Raw genomic sequence first — 26,939 nt, 5'->3', positions numbered from 1 at the left:
CCCTCCCGCTGTAGCGCCTGGGAAGCGCGGAGGAAAGATCGTCATGCTGCCAAGAGCTCCTTCATCGCCGCGATGAAGCGCCGGTCGATCAGCTCGCGGCGCAGATGCCGGCCGTATTCGACCTGCTTGCGGCCGAGCGCCCAGACGCTGTCGACTGCGACATCACCGGCAAAGATCCAATGATCGAGAACCTGGCCTTCGGAAAGATAGGGAACCGCTCTGGTATCAAGCGATACGATGTCGGCATAATTGCCTGCAGCAAGACCCGCCGGTGCCTTCAATGCTGCACCACCGCCGGCTAGCGCGTGTTCAAAGAGGGCCTGGCCGGTGGAGCCGCCAGTGCTGGCGATGACATTGCGGGCACGTAGCGCCAGACGCTCGGAATATTCGAGCTGGCGAAGTTCCCCGGCAATGGAAATGAGAATGTTGGAATCGGACCCGATGCCGAAGCGCCCGGCTTCGGACAAGAATAGCGGTGCCGAAAATGTCCCGTCGCCGAGATTGGCTTCGGTAATCGGGCAGAGGCCCGCAATGGCGCCGCTCCTTGCCGTCCGCCGTGTTTCGTCCGCCGTCATGTGAGTTGCGTGGATGAGGCACCAGCGCTGATCAACCGGCGCATTGTCGAGCAGCCATTGGACGGGTCTTGCACCGGACCAGGCGAGGCAATCCTCAACCTCCCTGACCTGCTCGGCGACATGAATGTGGATGGGGCCGTTATCGGCGAGCGCAATGGCGACAGATAGTTCCTCCGGCGTGACGGCGCGCAGGCTGTGCGGCGCGACACCGATCTCCGAACCAGGGAGCCCTCCTGTAACCTGTCGGCAACCTTCCATCAGCCGCGCAAAACTCTCGGCGGAATTGATGAAGCGGCGCTGCCCTTCGATGGGCGCCGCGCCGCCAAAGCCGGAATGAGCGTAGAGAACCGGCAGCAACGTCAATCCGATGCCGGTTTCGGCACTCGCAGCACCAATCCTTTCGGCCATTTCGGCGATATTCGTATAGGGGCTGCCATCCTTGTCGTGATGCAGATAGTGGAACTCGCCGACGCGGCAGAAGCCGGCTTCCAGCATTTCCATATAGAGTTTCGCCGCTACAGCTTCGACATGGTCTGGCGTCATCGAGAGCGCAAATTTGTACATGACGGTGCGCCAGCTCCAGAAACTGTCATTGGCCGGGCCGCGCACTTCCGCAAGCCCCGCCATCGCCCGCTGAAAGGCATGGCTGTGGAGGTTCGGCATTGCCGGCAGCAGGACAGCATGACGCTCGTCATCGGCGTCAGGCGCAACATCCATTTCGATTGCGGCAATGCGTCCGTCCGCAAGCGTCAGGCGCACATTCTTGCGCCAGCCTTCGGCTAACAAGGCAGCCGCTGCATGAAGTTTCGTCATGATCGCTCTCCCGTTTCGCAATTGACCGCTTCGCTTGCCTTTATGCGAAAGGCCATAAATTTCTACTTGTCACCCTTTTTATTATGTATATACATATTCAGCCATAAGGAAAGGCGTAAAGCTGATGAGTGGGAACAATTTTTCCGGATCGGGCCGCAATTCCAGCGCTCGCTCGCTATGGCGCAATGCGCGCCTTGCGACGTTGCGGGAGGATCTGCCGGGCCTTGGCATTATCGAAAAAGGCGCCGTCGTCTGTGAAGGCGGGCGCATCCTTTACGCAGGGCCGGAAGCCGAACTGCCGTCCTGGCTGATCGAGGCGGCCGACATTACCGATCTCGAAGGCCGCTGGGTCACGCCCGGCCTCGTCGACTGCCATACCCACATCGTCTATGGCGGCAACCGTGCGCGGGAATTCGAGATGCGGCTCGAAGGCGCAACCTATGAAGAAATCGCGCGCGCCGGCGGCGGCATCGTCTCCTCGGTGAAGGCAACCAATGCGCTGTCCGTCGAAGGCCTCGTCGAGGCCGCCCTGCCGCGGCTCGACACGCTGATCTCGGAAGGCGTGACCACCATCGAGGTCAAGTCCGGCTACGGGCTCAATATCGAGGCGGAACTGAAGATGCTGCGCGCCGCGCGCGCACTTGCAGACCACCGGCCGGTAAGGGTCATCACCTCCTATCTCGGCGCCCATGCAACACCCGTCGAATACAAGGGACGGAACCAGGATTACATATCCGATGTCGTCCTGCCGGGCCTGGAGCGGGCACGTGCCGAAGGCCTCGTCGACGCCGTTGACGGTTTTTGCGAAGGCATCGCCTTCTCAGTCGATGAGATCGCGCGGGTCTTCGACAAGGCCCGTTCGCTCGGTACTCACGTCAAGCTCCATGCCGAACAACTCTCCAATCTCGGCGGCGCGAAACTCGCAGCCTCCTATGGTGCGCTTTCGGCCGATCATCTGGAATATCTGGATGAAGATGGCGCGCAGGCAATGGCGGCGGCCGGGACGGTTGCGGTTCTGCTCCCGGGTGCCTTCTACGCCATCAACGAGAAGCAGAAGCCGCCGGTTCAGGCCTTGAGGCAGGCCGGCGTGCACATCGCCATCGCCACGGACAGCAATCCCGGCACCTCGCCTCTCACATCGCTGCTGCTGACCATGAACATGTCGGCGACGCTGTTCAGGCTGACGGTGGAGGAATGCATCGCCGGCGCAACCCGCGAGGGCGCCCGTGCACTCGGCCTGCTTAGCGAGACCGGCACGATCGAGGCCGGCAAGTCTGCTGATCTGGCGATCTGGGATATCGAAAGCCCCGCCGAGCTCGTCTACCGCATCGGCTTCAACCCACTTCACGCACATATTTTCAAGGGCCAGAGGATCGACCGATGACCATTACCCTCCATCCGGGCTCCGTCTCGCTGCAGGATCTCGCAACGATTTACTGGACCTGCGTCCCGGCAAAGCTCGACCCATCCTTCGACGCCGGCATCATCAGGGCGGCGAACCGCATCGCCGAGATCGCCGCCGGCAATGCGCCGGTCTACGGTATCAATACCGGCTTCGGCAAACTCGCCTCGATCAAGATCGACAGCGCCGATGTGGCAACGCTCCAGCGCAATCTGATCCTGTCGCATTGCTGCGGCGTCGGCGAACCGCTGCCGGAAAATGTCGTGCGCCTCATCATGGCGCTGAAGCTTGTTTCGCTCGGCCGCGGCGCCTCCGGCGTGCGTCTGGAGCTTGTGCGGCTGATCGAAGCGATGATGGCTCGCGGCGTCATCCCTGTCATTCCGGAAAAGGGCTCGGTTGGCGCTTCCGGCGACCTTGCGCCGCTTGCCCATATGACGGCCGTCATGATGGGCCATGGCGAGGCCTTCTTCGGGGGCGAGAGGCTGCATGGCGCAACTGCGCTGCTCAAGGCCGGGCTGCATCCCATCGTGCTCGCCGCCAAGGAAGGGCTTGCGCTCATCAATGGCACGCAGACCTCGACGGCGCTCGCGCTCGCCGGTCTCTTCCGCGCCCACCGGGCGGCGCAATCGGCGCTGATTACCGGCGCCATGTCGACGGATGCCGCCATGGGTTCGTCCGCACCGTTCCATCCTGACATTCATACGCTGCGCGGTCATCGGGGTCAGATCGATACGGCAGCAGCACTTCGCGCCCTGCTCGAAAACTCGCCGATCCGCCAGAGCCATATCGAAGGCGACGAGCGCGTGCAGGATCCCTACTGCATTCGCTGCCAGCCGCAGGTCGATGGCGCCTGCCTGGACCTCCTGCGCTCGGTTGCGCGCACACTGGAAATCGAGGCCAATGCCGTGACGGACAATCCGCTGGTGCTCTCGGATAATTCGGTCGTCTCCGGCGGCAATTTCCATGCAGAGCCTGTTGCCTTCGCCGCCGACCAGATCGCGCTCGCCGTCTGCGAGATCGGGGCGATCGCCCAGCGCCGCATCGCGCTGCTCGTCGATCCTGCGCTTTCGTATGGATTGCCGGCCTTCCTTGCAAAGAAGCCAGGGCTCAATTCCGGCCTGATGATTGCCGAAGTCACGTCCGCGGCGCTGATGAGCGAAAACAAGCAGATGTCGCACCCGGCTTCCGTCGATTCGACGCCGACATCGGCCAATCAGGAAGACCACGTCTCCATGGCCTGCCACGGCGCACGCCGGCTTCTGCCGATGACCGACAATCTCTTCGCCATCGTCGGCATCGAAGCGTTGACCGCAGCGCAAGGCGTCGAGCTTCGCGCGCCGCTTGCGACCAGCCCCGAACTGACGAAAGCAATCGCCGCGATCCGTAACGTCGTGCCCTCGCTCGAGGAGGATCGCTACATGGCAAATGACCTGAAGGCGGCCAGCATTCTCGTTGGCGGCGGTGCTCTCAACGCATCCGTTTCAAGCGGCATCCTGCCGGCTCTGGAGGTCTGACATGGCTGTTTTCGAGGTCAAGCAAGGCAAGTCCCCCGTCATCCTCGGCTTTCCGCACACGGGCACCGATGTTCCCGCCGACATCTGGGAGCGTCTGAATGAGACCGGCCGGCTACTTTCCGATACCGACTGGCATATCCACCATCTCTATGACGGCCTGCTCGACAACCCGACCGTCGTGCGCGCCACCTTCCACCGCTATGTGCTGGACGCCAATCGCGATCCCGCCGGTACGAGCCTCTATCCCGGCCAGAACACGACCGGGCTGATCCCGGAGACGGATTTCGACGGCAAGCCGATCTGGAAGACCGGGGCAGAACCAACCGAAGCCGATATCGCCGAACGACTGCGCACATACCATGCGCCCTACCATGCCGCCCTTGCGGCCGAGATCGAGCGGGTGAAAGCCATTCACGGTGTCGTCGTACTCTACGACTGCCATTCCATCCGCTCGCACATTTCCTTCCTCTTCGATGGGAAGCTGCCGGATTTCAATATCGGCACGGATATGGGCAAGACCTGCGATCCGGCAATCGAACAGGCGACCGTCGCCATTGCCGCGGCTGCGACGGGTTATGACAGCATTCTGAACGGCCGCTTCAAGGGCGGCTGGACGACCCGCCATTACGGCAGGCCAGAAACCGGCGTTCACGCCATCCAGATGGAGCTCGCCCAATCAACGCATCTGACAACCGAAGCATCGCCCTTCGCCTATGACGACGCCAAGGCTGACAAGCTGCGCATCCATCTCAAATCTATCCTGACGCGGATCGAAGAGATCGCGCTCGGTCTGAAACGCTAAAACAAGGGAACATCATCATGACCGTAAACCCGCGCCACAATATCCGCGACGTCCGCGCCCCACGCGGCGATCAGCTCAACGCCAAGAGCTGGATGACCGAAGCGCCGCTGCGCATGCTCATGAACAATCTCGACCCCGACGTCGCCGAAAACCCGCATGAGCTGGTCGTCTATGGCGGCATCGGCCGCGCCGCCCGCACCTGGGACGATTTCGACCGCATCACGGCAACGCTGAAGACCCTGAACGAGGACGAGACGCTGCTCGTTCAGTCCGGCAAGCCGGTCGGCGTGTTCCGCACGCACAAGGATGCGCCGCGCGTGCTGATCGCCAATTCCAACCTCGTGCCGCACTGGGCGACCTGGGATCATTTCAACGAGCTCGACAAGAAAGGCCTTGCCATGTACGGCCAGATGACGGCCGGCTCGTGGATCTATATCGGCACGCAGGGCATCGTGCAGGGCACGTACGAGACCTTCGTCGAGGCCGGGCGCCAGCACTATAATGGCAATCTCAGGGGCAAGTGGATCCTGACCGGCGGCCTTGGCGGCATGGGCGGCGCCCAGCCGCTCGCAGCCGTCATGGCCGGTGCCTGCTGCCTGGCCGTCGAATGCGACGAGACCCGCATCGATTTCCGCCTGCGCACCCGCTATGTCGACGAAAAGGCCCACACGCTGGACGAGGCGCTGGAAAAGATCGAGCGCTGGACCAAGGCCGGCGAAGCAAAATCGGTCGGCCTCGTCGGCAATGCCGCGGAAATCTTTCCGGAATTGGTGCGTCGCATGGAGGCCGGTGGCCCGCGCCCCGATATCGTTACCGACCAGACCTCCGCCCATGATCCACGCAACGGCTACCTGCCGGTTGGCTGGACCGTTGCCGAAGCCAAGGCCAAGCGCGAGAGCGATCCGAAGGCGGTCGAAGCTGCGGCCCGCGCCTCGATGAAGGCCCATGTCGAGGCCATGGTCGCCTTCTGGGATGCTGGCGTTCCCACGCTCGACTACGGCAACAACATTCGCCAGGTCGCCAAGGACGAGGGTCTCGAAAACGCCTTCGCCTTCCCGGGCTTCGTGCCGGCCTATATCCGCCCGCTCTTCTGCCGCGGCATCGGCCCGTTCCGCTGGGCGGCCCTCTCGGGTGATCCCGAAGATATCTACAAGACCGATGCCAAAGTGAAGGAACTGCTGCCCGACAACAAGCACCTGCACAACTGGCTCGACATGGCCAGAGAGCGCATCGCATTCCAGGGCTTGCCGGCCCGCATCTGCTGGGTCGGCCTCGGCGACCGCCATCGCCTCGGCCTCGCCTTCAACGAGATGGTCAGGAACGGCGAGCTGAAGGCCCCTGTCGTCATCGGCCGCGACCACCTCGATTCCGGTTCCGTCGCCTCGCCGAACCGCGAAACGGAAGCGATGAAGGATGGCTCGGATGCCGTCTCCGACTGGCCGCTCCTGAACGCGCTGCTCAACACTGCGTCGGGCGCCACCTGGGTATCGCTGCATCACGGCGGCGGCGTCGGCATGGGCTTCTCGCAGCATTCCGGCATGGTCATTTGCGCCGACGGTACTGACGATGCGGCGCGCCGTCTCGGAAATGTTCTCTGGAACGATCCGGCGACCGGTGTCATGCGCCATGCCGATGCCGGCTACGACATCGCAATCGACTGCGCCAAGGAAAAGGGCCTGCGCCTGCCCGGCATCCTCGGGAACTGAGCCATGAAGATCCTGCGCTCTGCCGATCACAAGCGCATGCCCTGGAAGAACGGCGGCGGCGAAACGGTGGAAATCGCCATTTCGCCCCAGGGCGCAGGACTTGCCGATTTCGATTGGCGGGTCAGCATGGCGACGGTCGCCTCCGACGGCCCTTTCTCAGTCTTTCCCGGGATCGACCGCACGCTGTCGATCCTGGAAGGCAATGGCATGCGGCTCCTGATCGAGGGGCGTGATCCGGTGGTCCTGACGCGGGCAAGCGATCCGCTTGCCTTTGCTGCAGATATTGCGGTCTCGGCAACGCTGCCTGATGGAGCGATCACCGACCTGAATGTCATGACCCGACGCAGCACGCTCCGGCACGCTGTTGCGCGGATCGAGATCGATGGTGAGAAACGAGAGGAGTTTACGCGAGGGAGCTTCATGCTCTTCTGCGCCAACGGAACCGTGACTGTTGACGCAGGTCCGGAGAGGATCGAGCTTGGCGCCGGTGATGCGTTGTTATTCGAGGAAGGCGGAAGCGATGGGCTCAACCTCGGCGGCCGTGCGCTTTGCTACGCCATTTCAATCGGCTGGGCGGAAAAGCAATGACACCTTCCGGCAATAGGGCCCATTCGCGACAGGTTCCATATACAACTGGATCATTCCTCGAACATTTTGCCGCTACGCGTTTCCAGCCTGTAGCGATGTCCGGGATAGACGAGACGCGCGGTCGAAACCACCTGACGAGCCGACCAGGTGCGACGGCGAATGGCGAGGCACGGCTCGCTCTGCAGGATTGTCAACAGCTTGCATTCCCAGGCGCGCGGTATCACAGCCTCGACGATATGCTCCGATGCACTGAGCGGCGCCGCCGCCGTCAGATAGGCATTTGGCGTCAGGGTCGAAAAGTCCTGCGCCAGATAATCTGGCGCCGCTCCAGGATTGACGAAGCGGTCCTCGATCTGCACGGGCACGCCGTTCTCGCTGTGGACGATCAGCGAGTGAAAAACCGGCGCGCCGATATCGAGTTCGAGCGCATCGGCAACCTCCGGAGAAGCCGTCTCTTCGGCCAAAACGATGACTGTCGCCTCATGTGTGTGGCCACGCTCGGCGATCTCGTCGGCGATATTGCGCACCTCGAAGAGCGCCGAATAGCCCTTGCGTTCCGCAACGAAGGAACCGACGCCCTGGATGCGGAGGAGTTCGCCTTCGTTCGCCAGTTCCCGGAGCGCCCGGTTGGCGGTCATCTTGCTGACGCCGAGCTCCACCACCAGCTCGTTTTCCGAGGGAACCCGGTGTCGCGGCGGCCATTCGCCGCTGCGGATCCGGTCGAGAATGACCTGCTTGACGCCAGCATAAAGCGGGCCACCGTCATTTTCCGCCAGTTCACGCTTCATCTCGCCGGAACGCTTCATTGCCTATTCCCTTTGCACCGGTGGAATCTGCCTTCTAAATCGACTTTCCACTTGCATAACACAAAATATCTCATATGGTACCCTATACAACCTGCCGATCAAAAAATAGCAGGCAAGCCGGCGAAGATCGGCATTCATACCGCAAGGTCTGTCCAATCTCAGAGGAGATCACATCAATGAAGTTCAGCACGATTCTTCTTTCCTGCGCGATGACGGCAGCGGCCTTAGCGGCGCCTGCCTCTGCCAAGGACTGGACGAAGGCGACCATCACGCTCGAAGGCGCCTACGCTCCCTGGAACCTCACCAATGCCGACGGCACGCTCGGCGGCTTCGAACCGGAACTCGCCAAGGTTCTGTGCGAACGCGCCAAGATCGAGTGCACACTGGTTGCCTCCGACTGGGATGGCATGATCCCTGCGCTGAATGCCGGCAAGTTCGATGTCATCATGGATGCACTGTCGATTACCGAAGAGCGCAAGCAGGTCATCGATTTCACCGTTCCCTATGCAGCAACGCCAGCAGCCTTTGCGACCGCCAAGGATAGCCCGCTTGCGAATGCTGCCGGCACCGGCGCAATTATCAAGATGACACCTGGCCAGACCGGCGTGAAGGAAATCGACGCGCTCAAGGAAGTCTTCAAGGGCAAGACGATCGGTATTCAGGCTGCGACCGTCTATGCCAAATTCGTCTATGACAATTTCGGCAGCATCGCCGAGATCCGCGAATACAAGACTGGCGCCGACCGCGACCTCGACCTGCAGAACGGCCGTATCGACCTTGGTTTCGACGACGCTGTCTATTTCGCTAATGCCTTTGCGTCCGCCAACGACACGCTCGCCTTCACCGGCCCTGAAATCGTAGGCTCGATCTGGGGCGAAGGCGAAGGCCTCGGCATCCGCAAGGCCGATACTGACCTGCGCGACAAGTTGAGCGAAGCGATCAAGTCCGCGCTCGCCGATGGCACGGTCAAGAACCTCTCGATGAAATGGTTCAAGGTCGACGTCAGCCCGCAGAACTAAGCTTTCGACTGAAAGCCGCGTTCCGTGGTCTCCGCTTTCTGATCGGGGACCACGTGCTATTCTGACCGCCCGTCATTTTGACGACGACAGCGCTGGGGAAGGCCCATGGCGACACTCGAACTCATCGGATTCGGTTCAACCGGGTGGGGAGCGTTTCTGCTTCTCGGCCTGTTGCTGACATTAAGTGTCACCGCCACGGCGCTGGCCATCGGCGCCGTGCTCGGCGCGATCATCGCCGGGGCGAAGCTCTCCGGAAATTTCATCCTCGTCGCGATCGGCCATATCTACACAACCGTCTTCCGCGGTGTGCCTGAATTGCTGATTATCTACCTGATCTATTTCGGCGGCTCTACGGCGATCACCGCCATCGGCCAGTCCATGGGCTATGAGGGCTTCCTCGGCCTGCCGTCCTTTGCTGCCGGTGCGCTTGCCGTCGGCATCATCTCCGGCGCCTACCAGGCGGAAGTCTATCGCGGCGCCTATCTTGCCATTTCCAAAGGCGAGCTCGAGGCCGCCTCGGCAATCGGCATGCATCGCGGGTTACGCTTCCGCCGCATCGTCATTCCACAGGTCCTACGCTTTGCCATTCCCGGCCTTGGCAATGTCTGGCAGCTCAGCCTGAAGGATTCCGCGCTGATTTCCGTCACCGGCCTCGCCGAGCTGATGCGTTCGAGCCAGGTCGCGGCCGGTTCGACCCGACAATATTTCCTGTTCTACATTGTCGGCGGCGCTCTCTACCTGATCCTCACCAGCCTGTCGGACCGCGTCTTCAACGGCGCCGAGCGCAAGGCCAATCGCAGCATGCCGGCTTCGGCCATGGGCCAGGCTTAGGGAGGACCAAATGGATATCGCCTTCCTTTCCAGCACTATGGTCACGCTGCTCAAGGCTGTGCCGACGACGCTGATCCTGTTCTTCCTGTCGATCTTCTTCGGCGGGCTGCTCGCGCTCGTCATCGTTTCCATGCGTGTCAGCGGCAATCCGATCCTGTCAGGCTTCGCCAAGGGCTATATTTTCGTCTTCCGCGGCTCGCCGCTGTTGATCCAGATGTTCCTGGTCTTTTACGGTCTCGGCCAGTTCGGCGTCATCCGCTACTCGTTTCTCTGGCCCTTTCTGCGTGAGCCAATGGTCTGCGCGGTGCTGTCGCTCGCACTCTGTACCGCCGGTTATTCGGCCGAAATCTTCCGTGGCGGCATCCGCGCCGTCTCGCCGAAGGAAATTGAGGCGGCCCGCGCCATCGGCATGTCCGGCTTCCTGATGGTGCGCCGCATCCTGGCGCCGATCGCTTTCCGACATGCGCTGCCGGCCTATTCGACCGAAATCGTCCTGATGATGAAATCGACTGCACTTGCGAGCCTGGTGACGGTCTGGGAAGTGACGGGCGTGGCGCAGCGGCTGATCTCGCAGACCTACCGGACGATGGAAGTGTTCCTCTGCGCGGCCATCATCTACCTTGTTTTGAATTTCATCATCCTGCAGGCCATGGCCCTGCTGGAATATTGGCTTTCCCGTCATCGCCGCGCCATTCCGCCGGCCTTGAAGGCCTGAACCCGACTGAACGTGATTGGAGCTTCCATGCCCGGCGTAACCCGACTTTCGGTCCGCAATATCAGAAAGAGCTTCGGCACCCATGAGGTGCTGCGCGGCATATCGCTCGACGCTCAGGACGGTGACGTGATTTCGTTGCTCGGCGCCTCCGGCTCCGGTAAATCCACCTTCCTGCGCTGCATCAACCTGCTGGAGATCGCATCCGATGGCGAGATCTGGGTCGACGGCGAACATATCGAGATGATCCACAAGAACGGTAAGACGAAGCCGGCGAGCCAGAAGCAGGTCGATCACATCCGCTCTGAACTCGGTATGGTCTTCCAGTCCTTCAATTTGTGGTCCCACATGACCATCCTGCAGAATGTCATCGAAGGGCCGGTCCATGTCTTGAAGCGGCCACGGGCCGAATGCATTGCCGAAGCCGAAGCGCTGCTCGAAAAGGTCGGAATTGCCGACAAGCGCCATGCCTACCCTGCACATCTTTCCGGCGGCCAGCAGCAGCGTGCAGCAATTGCCCGCTCGCTCGCCATGAAGCCGAAGGTGATGCTTTTCGACGAACCGACATCGGCGCTCGATCCGGAAYTGGTSGGYGAAGTCCTGCGCGTCATGCGCGCGCTKGCCGARGAGGGCATGACSATGCTCGTCGTCACCCACGARATGAGCTTTGCCCGCAATGTGTCGAACCGCGTGGTCTTCATGCGCGAAGGGCTGGTCGAAAGCAGCGGCACGCCGGACGAAATGTTCGGCGGCGGCGCATCACCGGCCTTCCGCCAGTTCATCGGCCATTTCGGAAACGGCCAATGATCATCACCATCGATAAAGCCGCCGGCTGGCGCGATATTGCACGCGTGGCCGAGGGGGAGACGCTTGCCCTATCGCAAGTGGCCTGGGATCGTGTCGCGCATGCGAGCCGCATCGTCGAGCGCATCGTCGAGAGCGGCGTCAGGGCCTATGGCATCAATACCGGTGTTGGCGCGCTTTCGGACACTGTGGTTGACCGGGCCTCACAGAGCCGGCTGTCACGCAATATCATTCTCAGCCATGCTGTTGGCGTCGGAGAATTGCTGGCGCCGCGCGAGGTGCGCGCCATCATCGCCGCACAGATTGCCAATTTTGCCCACGGGCATTCCGGCGTGCGCCCCGAAATCGTCCGCCATCTCGCCGCTTTTCTCGAAAAAGGTTGCATTCCCGACGTTCCCTCCAAGGGTTCGGCGGGCTACCTCACCCATAATGCCCACAACGCGCTGGTGCTGATCGGTGAAGGCAGCGCCCGCGTCAAGGGCAACTCTATGAACGGGCGCGATGCGCTTGCCGCCATCGGCCTCCAGCCGTTGGTGCTCGGTGCCAAGGAGGGCCTGAGCCTCGTCAACGGCACGGCCTGTGCGACCGGGCTCGCAAGCGTTGCGCTCGCACGTGCCGAGCGGCTGCTCGACTGGGCCGATGCGATCGCAGCACTGACGCTTGAAGCAGCCGGCTGCCAGATGGCGGCCTTCGATGCAACTGTTCTCGCCCTGCGCCCCTCCAGGGGCATCGCCAGCGTCGGCGCTTCGCTGCGCGCCCGACTTGCCGGCAGCGGGCTGATATCAGCTGCGACAGGCAAACGAACGCAGGACGCCCTCAGCCTGCGCTCGATCCCGCATGCTCATGGCGCTGCGCGCGATGTCTTCGATGCCTCGGCCCTCGTTGTCGATCAGGAACTTGCCTCCGTCACCGACAATCCCGCCATATCGGGCACGCCCGAAAAGCCGATCGTATCCTCCGAGGCACATGCCGTAGCCCCTGCCCTCGCACTGGCTGCCGATGGGCTTGCTACGGCATTCGCACAGATTTCCGTGATGAGCGAGCGGCGCATGGACCGCCTCGTCAATCCGTTGGTGAGCGGCCTGCCGCCCTTCCTCGCAAGCGATGCCGGCAGCAATTCCGGCTTCATGATCGCGCAATATACGGCAGCAGCCCTTGCCAATGAGAACCGGCGGCTCGCCGCACCGGCTTCCACTGATGGCGGCGTCACATCGGGCCTCCAGGAGGATTTCCTGGCGCATCCGACGGCCGCCGCCAATAAGCTTCTCGCGCTGATCGACAACGCCGAATACATTCTGGCGATCGAATTGATGGCGGCTGCACAGGCGCACGAATTCCTTGCCGGCACCGCATCGCGGGCAACGGGAACGGATGCAATCTATAAAGCGGTGCGCGCCATCGTCCCTGCCTATGCCGATGATCGGCCTCTTTCGCGTGACATCGAGGCCCTGCGCGGGTTTCTGCGCGAGGCCGCTGCACCGGCAATTCCCTGAGGAGACTTCATGAACGCCAGCTTCGACGTCGCCGTTATCGGCCTCGGCGCCATGGGGAGTGCTGCGCTCGCCTTTCTTGCGGATCGCGGTGTCAAGGCGATTGGTTTTGACGCGTATTTCCCCGCCCATGCGTTGAGTTCGTCGCATGGTGACAGCCGCCTTATCCGGCTCGGTTATTTCGAAGATCCTTCCTATGTGCCGCTGCTCAAACGCGCCTATCAGAACTGGCGATCGCTGGAAGCGCGGCTGCGCACCGATATCCTGACGATCACGGGCGTGCTGCAGATCGGCGCCCCCGACGGCAAGGTCGTCGGCGGTACGCGTGCCTCCTGCGAGCTGCACGGGCTTGCCCATGAGGCGCTGGACAAGGCGGAAATGGCGCGGCGCTTTCCAGCCTTCCAGCTCGATGACCACGAGATCGGCCTGCTTGATCCGCAGGGCGGCTATCTTCGCCCCGAAGCCGCAGTCATGGGCTATCTGAAGCTCGCCGCAGAGGGTGGCGCGGTTCTGCACTTCGGTGAGAAGATCACGGCAATCGAGCCCGATGACGGCGGCGTGACAATCATCTCCGAGACCGGACAGTATCGGGCAAGAAAGATCGTGGTGGCGACCGGCTCGTGGATTGCCGAACTCGTGCCGCAGCTCAGGCGCGCAGCCGTACCGATCCGTCAGGTGGTCGCCTGGTATCAGCCGCAGGATGGTTTTGCCACTCAGCCGCAGAGGATGCCCTGCTTCCTGCGGGATGAAGGTGCGGAGGGCTCCTATTTCGGTTTCCCGGCCATCGGGGTCGACGGTGTGAAGATCGGCAAACACGCACATTTCCGCGAACCGATCGATCCCGACCAGCCGAACCCGCCCGTCAATGACGCCGACAGGGCCCTGCTTGACGGATTTATCAGAAAGCGGATTCCGGGCGCGGCCGGCCTTCGCGTGAAGGCAACGACCTGCCGTTATACGATGCTGCCGAGCGAGGATTTTCTTCTCGACCACATGCCCGGCGAAAAGAACGTTGTCGTTGCCTCGCCCTGCTCCGGCCACGGCTTCAAGTTCACGAGCGTCATCGGCGAAATCCTCGCGGATCTTGCCATCGATGGGCGGACCGACCTCCCGATCAACGCCTTTTCCTTTGCAAAGATCTGAATACCAGCTCCTGCGACCCTCGGAAGCTGGTGATGATCACGTCAGTTCGGGACAGCGCGTAGGTGCGGCCTATCGGCAATTTCCCGCTTCTCGCGGATGAGGTTGAGGAAAGCCCGCTCATCCAGGTTCTCAGCATCAAGCCCTTCCCAGTCGAGCGCCGTCTGCATGAGCGCCATGTCCATCAGCCGCACGAGATCCATGAGCTCCAACGATGAGGCGCTCTTTCTCGCCGCAGAAATGAGGCGGAAAAGTCGCAGAAATCCCACCGGACCATTGCTGTCATTCATATCAGAAATTCCATCGGCCATCGCCTTGATTTGCCTCCGAGCCTGGCGAAAGTTTCGCGATCGAGCAGGTCCGCCTGCATCGATCTGGAAACGGAATGTTGAATCGGATCTTGCCCGTTAACGAAAACGCTAACACACCCCATGAGTTGCGTAAACGAAATGCTTTATGCCATTATTGATAGAGAAACGATAACATTTCCCGATTTCCGAGGTATATCTACACACCTTATAAGTAGCATATTGAAAGTTGCAACTAGAATTGGGGATCGCGACCACCAAACGGCGACCGGCGCACCGATAAGCTGCGATTCTTCAACAATTGCCCGTAATCCCAGATTAAGTATATTGTTGCGCCTCCACTAATACGCGAGCCGGTCGTGAACAAACCCTTCCCTCCTCTTCCATTCGGCAGCGAACGTGCCGACCTGGATAAATCGCCACTCGAAATCAGGGGTCTGCTTTCGCGGCCAATCTGGCGCGAGCTCAGAACCTTTCTGGCGGTCGCCAAAAGCCCTTCCTTTGCTCAAGCAGCTGAGCTGCTCGGCACGAGTGCGCCGACCGTCAGTCGCGACGTGAAGCGCCTCCAGGACCAGATCGGTTCGCAGCTCGTCATCTCGACCTTTTCCGGCGTCACGCTGACGGAAACCGGGCGCAAGCTCGCCATCCAGGTTGCAGAGCTTGATTTCCAGCTGTTTTCCCTTTCCAACGACCTGAAGGACGAGATGGACGCCGTTACCGGACGGGTTGCCGTCAGCGTAACATCCGGCCTTGCCGTCGCCATCGTCGGTCCCGCCGTGCCCCGTCTGAACGACAACTATCCCCGGCTCAACCTCGACATCCGGGAACAGGTGTCGCTCGTCAACTTCGAGAAGAACCAGGCCGATCTGATGATCTCGCTCTCGCCGATTTCGCGGGCGGATGTCGATTGCGTCGAGATTGGCACTCTTCATCTCGTTCCGATTGCCAGCCGTGATTATCTGAAGAAATCCGGGGTTCCGCAGCGCCAGTTCGTTTCCCAGCATGTCTACGTGCAGTGCAACTATTATGCTTCCGAACGGGAGATCTGGGATGGCTGGCGCCGCCTTGTCGAAGCCGGCCACCAGACGCACAATTGCGAAAATTCGCTCGCCTATTTTGCTCTCGTCCGTAACGGCGCCGGCGTGGGGTTGCTCGGCAATTACGTGCTTGCAGATCCTGAACTCGTGCCGCTTGACCTCGGCGTGCATGTCGCCCTGCCCATCTATCTGATCTCGGTTGCCAATCGACGGCAATCCAGGCCGGTGGCCGCCGTCTATGACTGGATTGTCGAGATCTTCAGGAGCAATCCGTCGTTCAGCACCGGCCTGACCTTCCCGTCCGGGCAGCATGAGCAGGAAGAGAGCCTGCGCAAGATGCTCGAAACTATCGCCCCTCCGCCGCCTTCACAATTTGGGTGAGCTCTTCCGAAATCGAAAGATAGGCATTCGCGACGTCCTCCAGGAAGCCGGCCAGCTCAATCGGCTGTACGGTCGGATCATTGATGAGACGACGCACCATTTCGGTGTGGAGTTTCGTGCGCGTCAGGATTTCTTCCTGTAGCGCAGCCGTTGCGGACCTGTCGCCCGCATTGCCAAAACCTGCCATTGTCATGCTGTCTCAAACGAACTTGGGGCGTCCCATTGACCTTCGACGCGCAACAGCAGGGCGCTGCTGCTTTCCATGGTAATCGGATCAGATGATGCGGGGATCGTGCCGACAACGGTCAGATAGGGCTCCGGATGGCCGGCGATTTCCACCGGCGGGCTGTCGACGATCTCCAGGTCGAAGAGGATGGTCCACAGCCGTGCAAGACGCTGCTCCGCTTGGGTCAGAACCTTCGTATAGCCCTTGCGCGCCACATGATCGAAGGTCATCTGAATGCAACGCTTAACCGTAAAAGGGTGTCGGTACTTTTCGCGGAAGCAGGTTCGTTCATACTTGGCAAAATCAGCGAACCAACGGATGCGAAGCGAACCAACCGGCTCTTCGCCATCATAAAAGACGAAATGCGTGGCCTGATGATCATTGCCATCGAAGATGAAGGAGGGCGAGATACCGTGCTCATGGACAAAGCATATGCTTCTCAAGATCATCGCATCCCGAACATGATCCGGGGTCGTTGCGACTTGGCATCGAAGATTAGGATACTTGTTCACCATCGGTCCGCCTCTTTGTCTGTACAACCCACTTCAACCGCAGAACGCGTGCTGCGCGAAGGACGAAGATTTCAGGGGGGATTTCAAATATGACGGACCCTGCCAGTCCTATGGCAACCATTATTGCGCTCTGTGCGGAAGGGGCACGCCGGTTTGGCGACGACCCGCGGGCCATTGCGAGCTTCGTCGAAAATGAGATTGCGCGGCTTTCCGAAACAGAACAACGGCAACTCAAAGAACAACTGACGCTTTTGACAGATGGAGGTGGACCTCAAAAGCCGATCATGTAAAGAGAGCCCGAAAGACCTGCAGTCGACGGAAGTATTCTCAAGGACAGGTATGAAAGATCAGGAACTGAATTTGGCGATCGGCCAAAGATTACGCTCGGTGCGCGCCGCTCGCGGCGTCACGCAGAGCGAACTCGCCGCGCATATCGGCGTCGCGTTTCAGCAGATCCAGAAATACGAGAATGGTACAAACCGACTGTCCGTCGCAGTCATGCTGCGGCTATGCGACTTCATGAAGGTGGATGCCGGCTGGTTCGTCAACGGCGTCGAAACGGAGGCGGGCGCTGGCGTCGAGGACGAGGCAGCCCATCTCGTGGAAGAAATCGGACGGATCTCCGATGTGAAGATCCGACGCAATCTGACGATGCTGGTCCACTCCCTGGCCGCCAGCGATGTGGCAAACTGACCGGCATTAAGCGGCCTGACCAAGGTCAGTTCATTTGCCGCCGGTGCGACGCCCACCTGACAGGGCGCCGCCCGTTTTGGCCTCGCCGGAAGCTGCGGGGCCTCCGGCACTCCCGGCAGGCTCAGGCGGCGTTCGGATGACGTGCTGCGTACCAGCTCTTGAACAGGCGATACTGGTTTTCGAGATGACGGCGCTGCGAGTTGCTCAGCTTGTCGGTCTCGTTGAAGTGCAGCGTGTATTCCTTCTCGCCATTCAGCACCATCAGATACTTGTAGTGCAGCACGAGATCCGGACCTTCGTCATAGGTCGACAGAACCGTCAGCGCCTCTTCGAGCTCGCGGGCGGCGCTGCGAGCCACTGCGTCACCCTTGGCGGCCTTCTCGCAAAGCGAAACGAGGTGCAGGACTTCCTTCGGCAGCGCGTTGCCGATGCCGGTGATGGCGCCGCCTGCGCCGCAATTGACGAAACCATGATAGACGCCGGTATCGACACCGACCATCAGCGTCAGCGCATCATCGCCCGACGTGATGTTTTCGGCCGCATATGTCATGTCGCTTTTGCCGCCGAACTCCTTGAAACCGACGAGGTTCGAGAAGCGCGAGCGCAGATCGAAAAACAGATCGGCGCGCGTTGCAAAGCCGTAATAAGGGCTATTGTAGATGACTGCCGGAAGGCCCTTCGCAGCCTCCAGGATCGCCGAAAAATGATCCCGCTGGGCCGAAACGGACGAGCCACGCGACAGGACGCGCGGAATGACCATCAGTCCCTTGGCACCGACCGCCGCGGCATGGGCGGCATGGGCTGCGGCAGACTTGGTATTGACGGCACCGGTGCCGACAATGACGGGAACGCCCGCCTCGACGAGGCGCTTAACGCCCTCCTGGCGTTGTTCGTCCGTCAGCAGCGGCCAGTCGCCCATCGAGCCGCAATAGACGACGGCGGACATGCCGAGGTCGATCAATTCCTTGCCCTTGCGGGCGAGCGCGTCGAAGTCAGGGGTACGGTCATCCTTGCAGGGCGTCATCAGCGCCGGGATGCAGCCTTGGAATACGGAACCAGTCATCGTCAATCTCTCGTTCTCTGGAAACTCCCCAATGGCGGGGTTCAGAAGGGATTTAACAGTTTGCCGACTTCTTGTCGACAAGAAAAATACAAACAAGAATTTTCATAACCGTGACCTGGGTCGGTTCCGGCGGCGGGGAATAACCGGAAGGGAGCGGCTAGAGCGCCAGGCCGGCATTGTGGCGGGAATCGGCGGTAATGTAGGAGCGAATCTGCCGGACGATCTGGTCGGCATGGGCAGATGCGAGACTATCGGCGAGCGCCAGGTCGCGCTTGATGATCGCCTGGATCATCTCCTCGTGCTCGCCGACATACTGGCGCGGCAGGACATCGTTGAAGGAAGAATAGTAGAGCCTGAGAATGCGACGTCCTTCGTCCAGCAGCCGGGTGAAGAGTTCGACGTAATAGCGGTTGCGGCCGGCCTGCGCGATCGCAATATGGAAGTCGCGATTGGTCGAAATCATGCCGAGGACATCGCGGTCGGTGACCGCAATCTCGAAGGCCTTCTGTTGAACGCGGATGACGGCGATATCACCTTCGGAGTGGTTGGCAGCTGCAAGCCGCGTCGTCACGCGATACATCAGCGTCAGCGCATCGAAAAATTCCGGCAGGCCGAGAAAATCGATGTTCGAGACGATCGTCGCGCGGTTGGTGAGCGTCGTGATCAGGCCCTCGGCGGCAAGCCGTACGAGTGCCTCGCGGATCGGTGTTCGCGATAGCGCAAACCGATCGGACAACTGCTGTTCGTCGATCGGGCTGCCCGGCGGCAGCTTTAACTCGATGATCTCGTTTCGAAGCGTCTCGTAAACCGTCGATACGCCGGAGCCGCGCCGGTGCGTTTGCAGTTTTTCGATCTCGTCCACGCTTCGGTTTTCCTTTCAAGCAGCCGAGTTTATACCCGTCTACTAGCGAATCCGTCGGGCGACTTCAAACACTATATACTTTCTGTCGGCAGACGGAATTTTGAATGTTCCTTTGCCGGGGTGATGCGTCAGCACCTACTCCTGTTTGCCCGGCTTGCTGACCCGAAGAGCGTCGCTCAATTCCATGCGGGCCGTGCCGATCAATTGCTCCATCGCAAAGCGCGCCGCATCTGGCCGGCGCATGCGGATCGCATCGAGCACGTCCTGGTGCCGGGCGATGGCGTAGTCGTGGCTCTGGCTTGCCCGGTTCGTCAGGCGGAAGCTTGCAAGCAGCGCGGCGCGGATGGCGGTGGCGAACTGGCGGAAGACCCAGTTGCCGCTCGCATTGATGATGGCGGTATGAAATTCGAGGTCGGCCTGGCTCCAGGCCTCATTATCGCGGGCGTTGGCCGCCACCATGTCCTCGAAGGCTGCGGCGATCTGGGCGAGTTGCTTGGCTGTGGCGTTCGCAGCCGCCTGTGCGGCAGCCGCGGGCTCCAGCAACTGGCGAGCGTCGAGCAGGGAATCGTAGAAACCGCGGTCATCGCTGAATTCGAGTGTCGCATCGAGGACCAACGGATCGAGATAGTTCCAGTTCTCGCGCGGCAGCACGCTGGTGCCGGCACGAGTGCGCGAGCGGACCATGCCGAGCGCCGAGAGATATTGCATGGCCTCGCGCAGGCTGGTGCGGCTGACACCATAGACCTCGGAGAGCTCGGCTTCATTCGGCAACAACGATCCTTCGGCAATATCGCCCGACACGATCTGGCCGATGAGCTTCTTCAAAAGCTCCTCGCGCACCGTGCGGCGTCCCTGTTCGGGTTTGGCCACCGCACTTCCCGTTCGCAGAAGTCCCGATCGCGTGCTCATAACGTCCCCCATACCGCTGGTCTTGTTGTCACCATGAGCAGCGTCATGCTTTCTCATCAATGGACAACCTCAGGCTCAGCAGGCTTCTCCCAAGAAATCCGATCATCACGCACGGCTGCCGCGCCCGGCAGCCGACGAGCGCATATTGTCGAGCAGGACGGCGATCAGCAGAATAAGGCCACGTACCACATATTGATAGAAGGCCTGAATGTTGAGCAGGTTCATGACGTTTTCGGCAATGCCCATGATCAGCACGCCGACGATCACGCCAGTCATCGCCGCCCGTCCACCGGCAAGCGACACGCCGCCGAGCACGCAGGCCGAGATGACGGAAAGCTCAAGCCCGGTGGCCGCATTCGGCTGGCCGGAGGTGATACGCGATGCGAGAAGGATGCCGGCGATGGCGCAGACGAGACCCTGCAGCGCGAAGATCCAGATACGCATGTTGACGACATTGACGCCGGCAAGGCGCGAAGCTTCCGGATTGCCGCCGATCGCCAGCGTGTTCTTGCCGAAGACGGTGCGGTTCAGCACGAAGCCGAAGACGATGAAGAGCAGGATCATGATCCAGATCGGCGTCGGCACCGTCAGGAAACGCGACAACGCCAGCTGGTAGAAGGCCGGATCATTGATGCCGACGGCGCGCCCATCGGACGCGATCAGCGCGAGCCCGCGGACGATCTGCATGGTGGCGAGCGTCGTGATCAGCGCGTTGATGCGGAAGCGGGCAATGACCACGCCATTGACGACGCCGACGATGCTGCCGCAGACCAGGGCTGCCAGCAGGCCGAGCGGAATGGAGCCGGTCGAGTTTGACACCATCACGGCGATCATGCCGGAAAAGGCGACAGTGGAGCCGACCGAGAGGTCGAAGTCGCGCGAGGCAAGGCAGAACATCATGGTGCAGGCAACGATCCCGATCGTCACCACAGACTGCAGGAGGCCCAGCATATTGCGTTCGGTCAGGAAGCTCGGCACGGTCAGCGAGACGATCACGAAGGCGATCGCGAAGATCACCACCAGACCCTGTTCGCCGAGAAGGATTTTTTTCAACGCGTTCATGACTGCTCTTCCTGAAACTAGATTGTGCCGGCGGCATTCTTGTCGGGCAGCGCCGCGGTCAGAATGCTGCGTTCGTCGAAATCGGCGCGCGCCACACTGGCGGCGACGCGGCCCTGGCACATGACCATGATGCGATCGGAAATGCCCATGACCTCGGGCAACTCGCTGGAGATGACGACGATCGCCATGCCGCCGGCGGCGAGTTCGTAGAGGATTTCATAGATTTCCGACTTGGCGCCGACATCGATGCCGCGTGTCGGCTCGTCGATAACAAGCACCTTGACGCCCTGTTCGGAGAGCCAGCGGCCGAGGATGACCTTCTGCTGGTTGCCGCCAGAGAGATTGATGATGTCCTGCTTGCGCGAGGGTGTGCGCACCCGAAGCTTGGCAATGAACTGCTCGGCGACCGAGGCTTCCTTCTTCGGGTTCAAGACGCCGAAGGGCGAGAAATGGCGACGCGAGGAGATGGCGATATTCTCCTCGATCGACCGGCCCTGAATGATGCCGTCGAATTTGCGATCCTCCGGGCAGAGCACCATGCCAGCGCTGATCGCCGCCTTCGGGTTGTTGGGGGAAACGGCCACGCCGTCGATTGTGACGCTGCCTTGATGGCGATGGTCGGCACCATAGAGCAGCCGCGCCATCTCGCTTCGACCCGCACCGATCAGGCCGAAGAAACCAAGAATTTCGCCCTTGCGGGCGGAGAAGCTGATGGGTGTGCGAAGCTTGGAGCCCGAGAGAGCCTTGACCTCGAGGCGCACCTCGCCAAGCGGCCGCTCGCGCCAGCCCCAGATGTTGCTGATCTCGCGCCCGACCATTTCGGCAATGATCTGCTCGCGCGTCGTCTCGGCGACTTTGGGATGATGGGCGGCGAGCTTGCCGTCGCGCAGTACCGTCAGGCTGTCGCAGAGACGGAAGATCTCGTCGAGGCGGTGGGAGACGTAAAGGATGACCGTGCCCTTGGCCTTGAGCTTGCCGATCAACGTGAAGAGAATTTCGCTTTCGCGCGAGGAGAGCGACGAGGTCGGCTCGTCGAGCGCGATCACCCGCGCATCGAGCATCACGGCCTTGGCAATCTCGACCATCTGGCGGGCGCCGATAGAAAGAGAAGAGACTTTTGCGGAAGGGTCGACATCGATGCCGATCTCATCCAGCCTGGCGCGCACCGTCTCGATCAGGGTCCTGCCGTTAATCACACCGGCCTTGGCGGGAAAACGGCCGAGCCAGAGGTTTTCGGCAACCGTCAGCTCTGGAACGAGCTGCAGCTCCTGATGGATGACGATGACGCCGGCATGGAAGGCATCGCGGACGGAGTTGTATTTCTGCTCGACGCCATCGATGAGAATGCTACCTTCATCAGCCGACTGGTCGCCGGAGAGCACGCGGATCAGAGTGGATTTTCCGGCACCGTTTTCGCCCATCAGCCCGTGCACGGCGCCCTTTTCGACACCGAAGGAGACGTTGGACAGAGCCTGGACGCCCGGATAGCCCTTGGAAATGGAATTGAATTCGAGGAAGGCCATCATCGCTCCGTCGAGAATAGGCCCGGCGGCGGATAGCGCCGCCGGGATGAAATCATCATCGGAGGATGATTATTCGATGCCGAGGTCCTTGCGAACCTTTTCGTAGTCGCCACGCAGAGCGAGGGAACCCGAGGTCAGCGTGACCTTTTCCGGCTCCTTGCCGTTGGCGATCCAGTCATACATGTTGAGTGCGGTTTCATAGCCGTGACGCTTCGGCGAGATGATGACCGTGCCGAAGAAGCCGGTTGCGGACGGCTTCTTGAACTCGTTGATTGCCGATTCCGCACCGCCGATGCCGACGCCGATCATGTTGTCGGCGGGAATGCCGACCGATTCCGATGCGCGCACGGCGCCGAGAACCGCTTCGTCATTGAGGCCGAAGGCGATCCAGTACTTCACGTCGGCATGCTTGTTGAGAACGGTGGTCGCAGCGTTGAGCGCTGCTTCCGTATCCGTCTTTGCCTGCGGCGCGTCGTAGATGTTTTCGGCCGGGAAGCCAGCAGCCTTCAGAACCGAGATCGCGCCTTCGACGCGGTCGACGGCGGTCGGCAGCTGATCGTAGGAAACGCGGATCGCGCCGACATTCTTCATGTCCCAGCCGCGCTTCTTCATTTCATCGACGATCGCCTGGCCCACGCCTTCGCCGATCTTGGTAGCGGAAATGCCCATGTGCGGCACGTCTTCCAGCGGCTTGCCATCGGCGCCGACCAGGCGGTCGTCGACCGTCATCAGCTTGAGCTGGTTGGCGGCAGCCTTGGCGACGATGCCGGGGCCGAGCTTGACGTCAGGCGTGCAGATGATGAAGCCCTGGGCGCCCTGCGCACCGAGGTTGTCGATCGCCGACTGGACCTTCTCGCCATCTTCGGCGCCGATCTTGACGACGGTGAAACCCTTTTCCTTGGCGGCCTGGTCGGCGAACTTCCATTCGTCCTGGAACCACGGCTCTTCCGGCTGCTTCACGATGAAACCGATCTTGACATCCTCCGCCAATACGGAGCCGGCGGCCAGAACGGCAAAGGCGCCAGCGAGGACGGCTGCTTTGAAGAAGCGCATAATCTCTCTCCCTAAATCTTGATCTGCCGCTCACTCGGCAGCGACTACTGAATATGAACAAACATCATACCAGTCAATATTTGTGTATGATTATTTCTGCGATTTCGCGGGTGAAAAGGCAGTTGAAGTCTCCGACGCGGCGCCGTTGATCGATAAATTGGCGGGAAACAGGCTCTTGACCATCTCTGAGCCCGAAAATAAATCCTATATATATTGACATTCGAGTGACCGATAATAGGGTGCCGCCACAGTCCGGATCAGCCTCGATCTCGCGGAGAAGACGTCGCTTCATGGCCATCATCGATTTGCAGGGCGGCGCGCTTTCGGCCCGCATTTCTACGACAGGCGGCCTGCTCCTTCATTATTCCTGGCTGCGGGACGGCCTGACAATCCCGCTTCTGCGGCCGGCGGCCGATAATGCCGATGCACTTTCCTCTGCCTGCTATCCGCTCGTGCCCTTTGGCAATCGCGTGAGAGGCAACCGCTTCACATTCAAGGGGCACGACTACAGCCTGCGGCCGAACAGGGACTGGGATCCGCATTACTTGCATGGCGATGGCTGGCTGGCGGAATGGGACCTTCTTTCCAGGGATAGCAGCAACGCGCGGATTGCTTTTCGTCATCGAGCCGACGGCACGCCCTATAGCTACCAGGCAGAGCAGAGCTTCGCACTGACGGCAGACGAGCTGGAACTCTGCATGCGGGTGGAAAATACCGGCGACGAAGCCTTGCCTTTCGGGCTTGGCTGGCATCCCTTCTTTCCGCTGAGCGAGCGCACGACGCTTCTGGCAAAGGCCGATCGCTTCTGGACCGAAGCGGAGAGCTGGCTGCCGGGCGAGCCCGCCGAAATCCCCGCGGATCTTGATTTCTCGCGGGCAGCCGTACTGCCGCAGCGCTGGATCAACAATGGATTCGAGGGCTGGAACGGTACGGCGCGCATCACCTGGCCCGAGACGAAAACAGTGCTCGACCTGACGGCCGACCCGATCTTCCGCCACGCCGTCCTCTTCCTGTCGGACGAGCGTTTCGACCCGGGATTTCGCGGGGACTATTTCTGCTTCGAGCCCATGTCGCATCTTGCCAACGGGCACAATCTTCCTGGTCTCGGCGACCTCACCGTCCTGCGGCCAGGCGAAAGCCTCGCGGGCTCGATCCGTCTGCAGCCACAGGAAATCGGCTGATTATCACGCGCATAAGGAGGAAACAGACGATGCCAAACCGCCTTTCCGGAAAACGGGTCTTCATCACGGGTGCCGCCCAGGGGATCGGACAGGCGATCGCCGAGGCATTCGCGGCCGAGGATGCCCGCCTCTTCCTCGTCGACCGCGATGAAAAGCTGCTCGAGGAAACCGCTGCCGCCCTTGCTGCAAAGGGGGCCGTGCTCGGTTACCAGGCAGCCGATATCACTGATGGCGATGCGATCAAGGCGGCCGTTGTAAAAGCGGCAAGCGACATCGGCAGCATCAATGCCCTCGTCAACAATGCCGGCGTCAATGTCTTTGCCGAACCATTGCAGACGACAGACGACGAGTGGCAGCGATGCTTCGACATCAATCTCAAGGGTGCCTGGCACTGCTGCCGCTCAGTGCTGCCGCAGATGATCGCAGAAGGTGGTGGCGTGATCCTCAATATCGCCTCGACCCACGCCTTCACCATCATTCCCCACACCTTCCCCTACCCTCTCGCCAAACATGCGCTTCTCGGCATGACCAAGTCCCTCGGCATCGAATATGCGTCTCAAAACGTGCGTGTGAACGCGATCGCGCCCGGCTACGTCTCGACCCAGAAGGTCATCGATTACTGGAACGGCTTTGCCGATCCCGAAAAGGCAAAGGCTGAGACCATGAAACTGCATCCGGGCGGTCGCATCGCCACGCCGAAGGAAATCGCCATGGCGGCGGTTTTCATGATCTCGGATGAGTGCACCTTCATGAACGCCACCTGCCTGACGATCGATGGCGGTTTGAGCGTCATGCAGCACCAATAGGAGCGGCCCCTCTCCGTGGCCTCAGAGTGCAGCCGCTCACATCTATTGTCTAGTTTTTGCGCAGCAGCATTACTTGACACAATTTTGGGCGATCCATAGAGTTTTATCCATCTGGTAAAAAAGAGGGGAACTCATGAAAAATCAGATCATTATGTCTCGCCGCACGGTGCTTGCCTCTGGCATGGCACTCGGTGCAACCGCCTTTGCACCCAAGCTCTGGGCGCAGGAAAAACTGAAGGTTGCAGGCATTCACGCCTCGCCTGTAGAAAATGCCTGGAACTCCTGTCTGCACAAGGCCCTTCAGGACGCCGCTTCGGAAGGCGTGATCGAATACGTCTTCTCCGAAGGCGTTTCGGGCACCGACTATCCGCGTGCCATGCGCGAATATGCCGAGCAGGGCAACGCCCTCATCGTCGGCGAGGCCTATGCCGTCGAGCGCGAAGCCCGCCAGGTTGCCGCCGACTATCCGAAGACCGCTTTCATGCTGGGCTCCAGCGGCGAGCCGTCGGGCGACAATTTCGGCGTCTTCGGCACCTGGAACCATGACGGCGCCTATCTTGCCGGCATGCTCGCGGGCAAGATGACGAAGTCGGGCATTGTCGGCTCGGTCGGCGCGCTGCCGATCCCGGAAGTCAACATGCTGATGAATGCCTTTGCTGCCGGCGTGAAGGAAGTCCGCCCGGATGCCAAGCACCTCGTCGCCTTCATCGGCACCTTCTTCGATCCGCCGAAGGCGCGCGAGGCCGGCCTTGCCCAGATCGATGCCGGCGCCGACATCCTGTTCGGCGAGCGCATCGGCACGGCAGACGCTGCCAAGGAGCGCGGCATCAAGTCGGTCGGTTCGCTGATCGACTATACGCCGCGTTATCCCGACACCGTCTTTGCCAATGCCATCTGGGGTTTCCGGCCGATCCTCAATGCCGCGATCGCCGATGTGAAGGCTGGCAAGCCGACCGGCAACAACTACACCCGCTTTGGCCTGATGAAGGAAGGCGGCAGCGATATCGTCTACGTCAAGGGTGTCGCACCGGCCGACGCCGAAGCGGCGATGGAGGCCAAGCGCGCCGCCATCAAGTCCGGCGCCTTTGAGGTTCCGATCATGCCCGAGGAGCCGAAGTAAG

28 protein-coding genes are annotated in these 26,939 nt (G+C 60.9%); 17 read left to right on the top strand and 11 right to left on the bottom strand.

Annotated features, from left to right (window positions below; genetic code table 11):
- Nucleotides 1-41: 41 nt before the first annotated feature.
- Nucleotides 42-1,388, bottom strand: a complete 1,347-nt coding sequence (locus AC1DF8_RS17515; protein WP_478154279.1) for a formimidoylglutamate deiminase — start codon at nucleotides 1,386-1,388, stop codon at nucleotides 42-44.
- A gap of 124 nt (nucleotides 1,389-1,512) precedes the next feature.
- Here AC1DF8_RS17515 and hutI point away from each other — a divergent pair, with 124 nt between their 5' ends.
- The 5 genes from hutI to AC1DF8_RS17490 are packed head-to-tail and all read left to right on the top strand — an operon-like array spanning nucleotide 1,513 to nucleotide 7,400.
- Entirely contained in the window at nucleotides 1,513-2,772 is a 1,260-nt protein-coding gene (gene hutI, locus AC1DF8_RS17510) for an imidazolonepropionase (protein ID WP_478154278.1), read from the top strand.
- Nucleotides 2,769-4,304: a histidine ammonia-lyase gene (gene hutH, locus AC1DF8_RS17505; protein ID WP_113211049.1), complete on the top strand. Its 1,536-nt coding sequence runs from the start codon at nucleotides 2,769-2,771 to the stop codon at nucleotides 4,302-4,304. Before hutI ends, hutH begins: the two co-directional genes overlap by 4 nt.
- Nucleotide 4,305: 1 nt before the next feature.
- Nucleotides 4,306-5,106 carry an N-formylglutamate deformylase gene (gene hutG, locus AC1DF8_RS17500; protein WP_478154277.1) on the top strand — a complete coding sequence of 267 codons (801 nt, stop codon included), beginning with the start codon at nucleotides 4,306-4,308 and terminating at the stop codon, nucleotides 5,104-5,106.
- Between the two features lie 17 nt (nucleotides 5,107-5,123).
- A complete protein-coding gene (hutU, locus tag AC1DF8_RS17495; RefSeq protein ID WP_183879311.1) occupies nucleotides 5,124-6,812 on the top strand; it encodes a urocanate hydratase in 1,689 nt (562 codons plus the stop codon).
- A gap of 3 nt (nucleotides 6,813-6,815) precedes the next feature.
- The gene (locus AC1DF8_RS17490) at nucleotides 6,816-7,400 is read left to right on the top strand and encodes a HutD/Ves family protein (RefSeq protein ID WP_478154276.1); all 585 of its coding nucleotides are present in this window, start codon (nucleotides 6,816-6,818) and stop codon (nucleotides 7,398-7,400) included.
- 50 nt (nucleotides 7,401-7,450) lie between these two features.
- On the opposite strand, the gene hutC is transcribed toward AC1DF8_RS17490, so the two are convergent.
- On the bottom strand, nucleotides 7,451-8,206 hold the full coding sequence (gene hutC / locus AC1DF8_RS17485) for a histidine utilization repressor (protein ID WP_112542070.1): 756 nt from the start codon (nucleotides 8,204-8,206) through the stop codon (nucleotides 7,451-7,453).
- 176 nt (nucleotides 8,207-8,382) lie between these two features.
- Here hutC and AC1DF8_RS17480 point away from each other — a divergent pair, with 176 nt between their 5' ends.
- The 6 genes from AC1DF8_RS17480 to solA all read left to right on the top strand — a co-directional run bounded on the left by AC1DF8_RS17480 (nucleotide 8,383) and on the right by solA (nucleotide 14,205).
- Nucleotides 8,383-9,225, top strand: a complete 843-nt coding sequence (locus AC1DF8_RS17480; protein WP_113013788.1) for a transporter substrate-binding domain-containing protein — start codon at nucleotides 8,383-8,385, stop codon at nucleotides 9,223-9,225.
- A 105-nt stretch (nucleotides 9,226-9,330) separates the two neighbouring features.
- Nucleotides 9,331-10,056, top strand: coding sequence for an ABC transporter permease (locus AC1DF8_RS17475; RefSeq protein ID WP_018115398.1), 726 nt, complete (start codon nucleotides 9,331-9,333; stop codon nucleotides 10,054-10,056).
- A 10-nt stretch (nucleotides 10,057-10,066) separates the two neighbouring features.
- Nucleotides 10,067-10,771: an ABC transporter permease gene (locus AC1DF8_RS17470; RefSeq protein ID WP_018115399.1), complete on the top strand. Its 705-nt coding sequence runs from the start codon at nucleotides 10,067-10,069 to the stop codon at nucleotides 10,769-10,771.
- Between the two features lie 27 nt (nucleotides 10,772-10,798).
- The gene (locus AC1DF8_RS17465; RefSeq protein ID WP_018115400.1) at nucleotides 10,799-11,575 is read left to right on the top strand and encodes an ABC transporter ATP-binding protein; all 777 of its coding nucleotides are present in this window, start codon (nucleotides 10,799-10,801) and stop codon (nucleotides 11,573-11,575) included.
- A complete protein-coding gene (locus AC1DF8_RS17460) occupies nucleotides 11,572-13,065 on the top strand; it encodes an HAL/PAL/TAL family ammonia-lyase (protein WP_478154275.1) in 1,494 nt (497 codons plus the stop codon). The genes AC1DF8_RS17465 and AC1DF8_RS17460 overlap by 4 nt, the downstream gene beginning before the upstream one ends.
- 9 nt (nucleotides 13,066-13,074) lie before the next feature.
- Nucleotides 13,075-14,205 carry an N-methyl-L-tryptophan oxidase gene (gene solA, locus AC1DF8_RS17455; RefSeq protein WP_478154274.1) on the top strand — a complete coding sequence of 377 codons (1,131 nt, stop codon included), beginning with the start codon at nucleotides 13,075-13,077 and terminating at the stop codon, nucleotides 14,203-14,205.
- Between the two features lie 41 nt (nucleotides 14,206-14,246).
- Here solA and AC1DF8_RS17450 read toward each other — a convergent pair whose 3' ends face one another.
- A complete protein-coding gene (locus tag AC1DF8_RS17450; RefSeq protein WP_018115403.1) occupies nucleotides 14,247-14,492 on the bottom strand; it encodes a hypothetical protein in 246 nt (81 codons plus the stop codon).
- Nucleotides 14,493-14,869: 377 nt separating this feature from the next.
- Here AC1DF8_RS17450 and AC1DF8_RS17445 point away from each other — a divergent pair, with 377 nt between their 5' ends.
- Nucleotides 14,870-15,928, top strand: coding sequence for a LysR family transcriptional regulator (locus tag AC1DF8_RS17445; protein ID WP_478154273.1), 1,059 nt, complete (start codon nucleotides 14,870-14,872; stop codon nucleotides 15,926-15,928).
- On the opposite strand, the gene AC1DF8_RS17440 is transcribed toward AC1DF8_RS17445, so the two are convergent.
- Nucleotides 15,894-16,121, bottom strand: coding sequence for a hypothetical protein (locus AC1DF8_RS17440; RefSeq protein ID WP_113202282.1), 228 nt, complete (start codon nucleotides 16,119-16,121; stop codon nucleotides 15,894-15,896). The genes AC1DF8_RS17445 and AC1DF8_RS17440 overlap by 35 nt on opposite strands.
- Nucleotides 16,118-16,669 (bottom strand): GNAT family N-acetyltransferase, encoded by a 552-nt coding sequence (locus AC1DF8_RS17435; RefSeq protein ID WP_049800922.1) that lies wholly within the window; start codon nucleotides 16,667-16,669, stop codon nucleotides 16,118-16,120. Before AC1DF8_RS17435 ends, AC1DF8_RS17440 begins: the two co-directional genes overlap by 4 nt.
- Before the next feature lie 86 nt (nucleotides 16,670-16,755).
- Here AC1DF8_RS17435 and AC1DF8_RS17430 point away from each other — a divergent pair, with 86 nt between their 5' ends.
- Nucleotides 16,756-16,956: a hypothetical protein gene (locus tag AC1DF8_RS17430; RefSeq protein WP_018115407.1), complete on the top strand. Its 201-nt coding sequence runs from the start codon at nucleotides 16,756-16,758 to the stop codon at nucleotides 16,954-16,956.
- A 49-nt stretch (nucleotides 16,957-17,005) separates the two neighbouring features.
- Nucleotides 17,006-17,359, top strand: a complete 354-nt coding sequence (locus AC1DF8_RS17425; protein WP_018115408.1) for a helix-turn-helix domain-containing protein — start codon at nucleotides 17,006-17,008, stop codon at nucleotides 17,357-17,359.
- Nucleotides 17,360-17,480: 121 nt separating this feature from the next.
- On the opposite strand, the gene AC1DF8_RS17420 is transcribed toward AC1DF8_RS17425, so the two are convergent.
- From AC1DF8_RS17420 to AC1DF8_RS17395, 6 genes are all read right to left on the bottom strand, one after another.
- Nucleotides 17,481-18,422, bottom strand: coding sequence for a dihydrodipicolinate synthase family protein (locus tag AC1DF8_RS17420; RefSeq protein ID WP_478154272.1), 942 nt, complete (start codon nucleotides 18,420-18,422; stop codon nucleotides 17,481-17,483).
- Between the two features lie 157 nt (nucleotides 18,423-18,579).
- Nucleotides 18,580-19,284 carry a GntR family transcriptional regulator gene (locus tag AC1DF8_RS17415; protein WP_113202280.1) on the bottom strand — a complete coding sequence of 235 codons (705 nt, stop codon included), beginning with the start codon at nucleotides 19,282-19,284 and terminating at the stop codon, nucleotides 18,580-18,582.
- A 135-nt stretch (nucleotides 19,285-19,419) separates the two neighbouring features.
- Nucleotides 19,420-20,193: a FadR/GntR family transcriptional regulator gene (locus AC1DF8_RS17410; protein WP_029616509.1), complete on the bottom strand. Its 774-nt coding sequence runs from the start codon at nucleotides 20,191-20,193 to the stop codon at nucleotides 19,420-19,422.
- 105 nt (nucleotides 20,194-20,298) lie between these two features.
- Entirely contained in the window at nucleotides 20,299-21,255 is a 957-nt protein-coding gene (gene araH, locus AC1DF8_RS17405; protein ID WP_183742311.1) for an L-arabinose ABC transporter permease AraH, read from the bottom strand.
- Between the two features lie 17 nt (nucleotides 21,256-21,272).
- Entirely contained in the window at nucleotides 21,273-22,778 is a 1,506-nt protein-coding gene (gene araG / locus AC1DF8_RS17400; protein ID WP_478154271.1) for an L-arabinose ABC transporter ATP-binding protein AraG, read from the bottom strand.
- 69 nt (nucleotides 22,779-22,847) lie between these two features.
- Nucleotides 22,848-23,831, bottom strand: a complete 984-nt coding sequence (locus tag AC1DF8_RS17395) for an arabinose ABC transporter substrate-binding protein (RefSeq protein WP_018115414.1) — start codon at nucleotides 23,829-23,831, stop codon at nucleotides 22,848-22,850.
- A 290-nt stretch (nucleotides 23,832-24,121) separates the two neighbouring features.
- On the opposite strand from AC1DF8_RS17395, the gene AC1DF8_RS17390 reads away from it, so the two are divergent.
- The 3 genes from AC1DF8_RS17390 to AC1DF8_RS17380 all read left to right on the top strand — a co-directional run bounded on the left by AC1DF8_RS17390 (nucleotide 24,122) and on the right by AC1DF8_RS17380 (nucleotide 26,938).
- Nucleotides 24,122-25,012: an aldose 1-epimerase gene (locus AC1DF8_RS17390; protein ID WP_478154270.1), complete on the top strand. Its 891-nt coding sequence runs from the start codon at nucleotides 24,122-24,124 to the stop codon at nucleotides 25,010-25,012.
- A gap of 29 nt (nucleotides 25,013-25,041) precedes the next feature.
- Nucleotides 25,042-25,818, top strand: a complete 777-nt coding sequence (locus tag AC1DF8_RS17385; RefSeq protein WP_478154269.1) for an SDR family oxidoreductase — start codon at nucleotides 25,042-25,044, stop codon at nucleotides 25,816-25,818.
- A gap of 133 nt (nucleotides 25,819-25,951) precedes the next feature.
- Nucleotides 25,952-26,938: a BMP family protein gene (locus AC1DF8_RS17380; RefSeq protein ID WP_113115528.1), complete on the top strand. Its 987-nt coding sequence runs from the start codon at nucleotides 25,952-25,954 to the stop codon at nucleotides 26,936-26,938.
- Nucleotide 26,939 lies beyond the last annotated feature (1 nt).

The sequence above is a fragment of the Rhizobium sp. 05N49 genome (assembly GCF_056396805.1).
This window is presented reverse-complemented; position numbering and strand designations above follow the sequence as displayed.

What these genes read in the sequence shown, in the direction of transcription:
- AC1DF8_RS17385 (WP_478154269.1), top strand. Translation starts at nt 25,042, where the DNA reads ATGCCAAACCGCCTTTCCGGAAAACGGGTCTTCATCACGGGTGCCGCC.
- AC1DF8_RS17475 (WP_018115398.1), top strand. Translation starts at nt 9,331, where the DNA reads ATGGCGACACTCGAACTCATCGGATTCGGTTCAACCGGGTGGGGAGCG.
- hutI (WP_478154278.1), top strand. Translation starts at nt 1,513, where the DNA reads ATGAGTGGGAACAATTTTTCCGGATCGGGCCGCAATTCCAGCGCTCGC.
- AC1DF8_RS17480 (WP_113013788.1), top strand. Translation starts at nt 8,383, where the DNA reads ATGAAGTTCAGCACGATTCTTCTTTCCTGCGCGATGACGGCAGCGGCC.
- AC1DF8_RS17395 (WP_018115414.1), bottom strand. Translation starts at nt 23,831, where the DNA reads ATGCGCTTCTTCAAAGCAGCCGTCCTCGCTGGCGCCTTTGCCGTTCTG.
- AC1DF8_RS17435 (WP_049800922.1), bottom strand. Translation starts at nt 16,669, where the DNA reads ATGGTGAACAAGTATCCTAATCTTCGATGCCAAGTCGCAACGACCCCG.
- araG (WP_478154271.1), bottom strand. Translation starts at nt 22,778, where the DNA reads ATGGCCTTCCTCGAATTCAATTCCATTTCCAAGGGCTATCCGGGCGTC.
- solA (WP_478154274.1), top strand. Translation starts at nt 13,075, where the DNA reads ATGAACGCCAGCTTCGACGTCGCCGTTATCGGCCTCGGCGCCATGGGG.
- AC1DF8_RS17450 (WP_018115403.1), bottom strand. Translation starts at nt 14,492, where the DNA reads ATGAATGACAGCAATGGTCCGGTGGGATTTCTGCGACTTTTCCGCCTC.
- AC1DF8_RS17470 (WP_018115399.1), top strand. Translation starts at nt 10,067, where the DNA reads ATGGATATCGCCTTCCTTTCCAGCACTATGGTCACGCTGCTCAAGGCT.
- AC1DF8_RS17380 (WP_113115528.1), top strand. Translation starts at nt 25,952, where the DNA reads ATGAAAAATCAGATCATTATGTCTCGCCGCACGGTGCTTGCCTCTGGC.
- hutH (WP_113211049.1), top strand. Translation starts at nt 2,769, where the DNA reads ATGACCATTACCCTCCATCCGGGCTCCGTCTCGCTGCAGGATCTCGCA.
- AC1DF8_RS17430 (WP_018115407.1), top strand. Translation starts at nt 16,756, where the DNA reads ATGACGGACCCTGCCAGTCCTATGGCAACCATTATTGCGCTCTGTGCG.
- AC1DF8_RS17490 (WP_478154276.1), top strand. Translation starts at nt 6,816, where the DNA reads ATGAAGATCCTGCGCTCTGCCGATCACAAGCGCATGCCCTGGAAGAAC.
- hutG (WP_478154277.1), top strand. Translation starts at nt 4,306, where the DNA reads ATGGCTGTTTTCGAGGTCAAGCAAGGCAAGTCCCCCGTCATCCTCGGC.
- AC1DF8_RS17515 (WP_478154279.1), bottom strand. Translation starts at nt 1,388, where the DNA reads ATGACGAAACTTCATGCAGCGGCTGCCTTGTTAGCCGAAGGCTGGCGC.
- AC1DF8_RS17440 (WP_113202282.1), bottom strand. Translation starts at nt 16,121, where the DNA reads ATGACAATGGCAGGTTTTGGCAATGCGGGCGACAGGTCCGCAACGGCT.
- AC1DF8_RS17410 (WP_029616509.1), bottom strand. Translation starts at nt 20,193, where the DNA reads ATGAGCACGCGATCGGGACTTCTGCGAACGGGAAGTGCGGTGGCCAAA.
- hutU (WP_183879311.1), top strand. Translation starts at nt 5,124, where the DNA reads ATGACCGTAAACCCGCGCCACAATATCCGCGACGTCCGCGCCCCACGC.
- AC1DF8_RS17460 (WP_478154275.1), top strand. Translation starts at nt 11,572, where the DNA reads ATGATCATCACCATCGATAAAGCCGCCGGCTGGCGCGATATTGCACGC.
- AC1DF8_RS17420 (WP_478154272.1), bottom strand. Translation starts at nt 18,422, where the DNA reads ATGACTGGTTCCGTATTCCAAGGCTGCATCCCGGCGCTGATGACGCCC.
- hutC (WP_112542070.1), bottom strand. Translation starts at nt 8,206, where the DNA reads ATGAAGCGTTCCGGCGAGATGAAGCGTGAACTGGCGGAAAATGACGGT.
- AC1DF8_RS17425 (WP_018115408.1), top strand. Translation starts at nt 17,006, where the DNA reads ATGAAAGATCAGGAACTGAATTTGGCGATCGGCCAAAGATTACGCTCG.
- AC1DF8_RS17390 (WP_478154270.1), top strand. Translation starts at nt 24,122, where the DNA reads ATGGCCATCATCGATTTGCAGGGCGGCGCGCTTTCGGCCCGCATTTCT.
- araH (WP_183742311.1), bottom strand. Translation starts at nt 21,255, where the DNA reads ATGAACGCGTTGAAAAAAATCCTTCTCGGCGAACAGGGTCTGGTGGTG.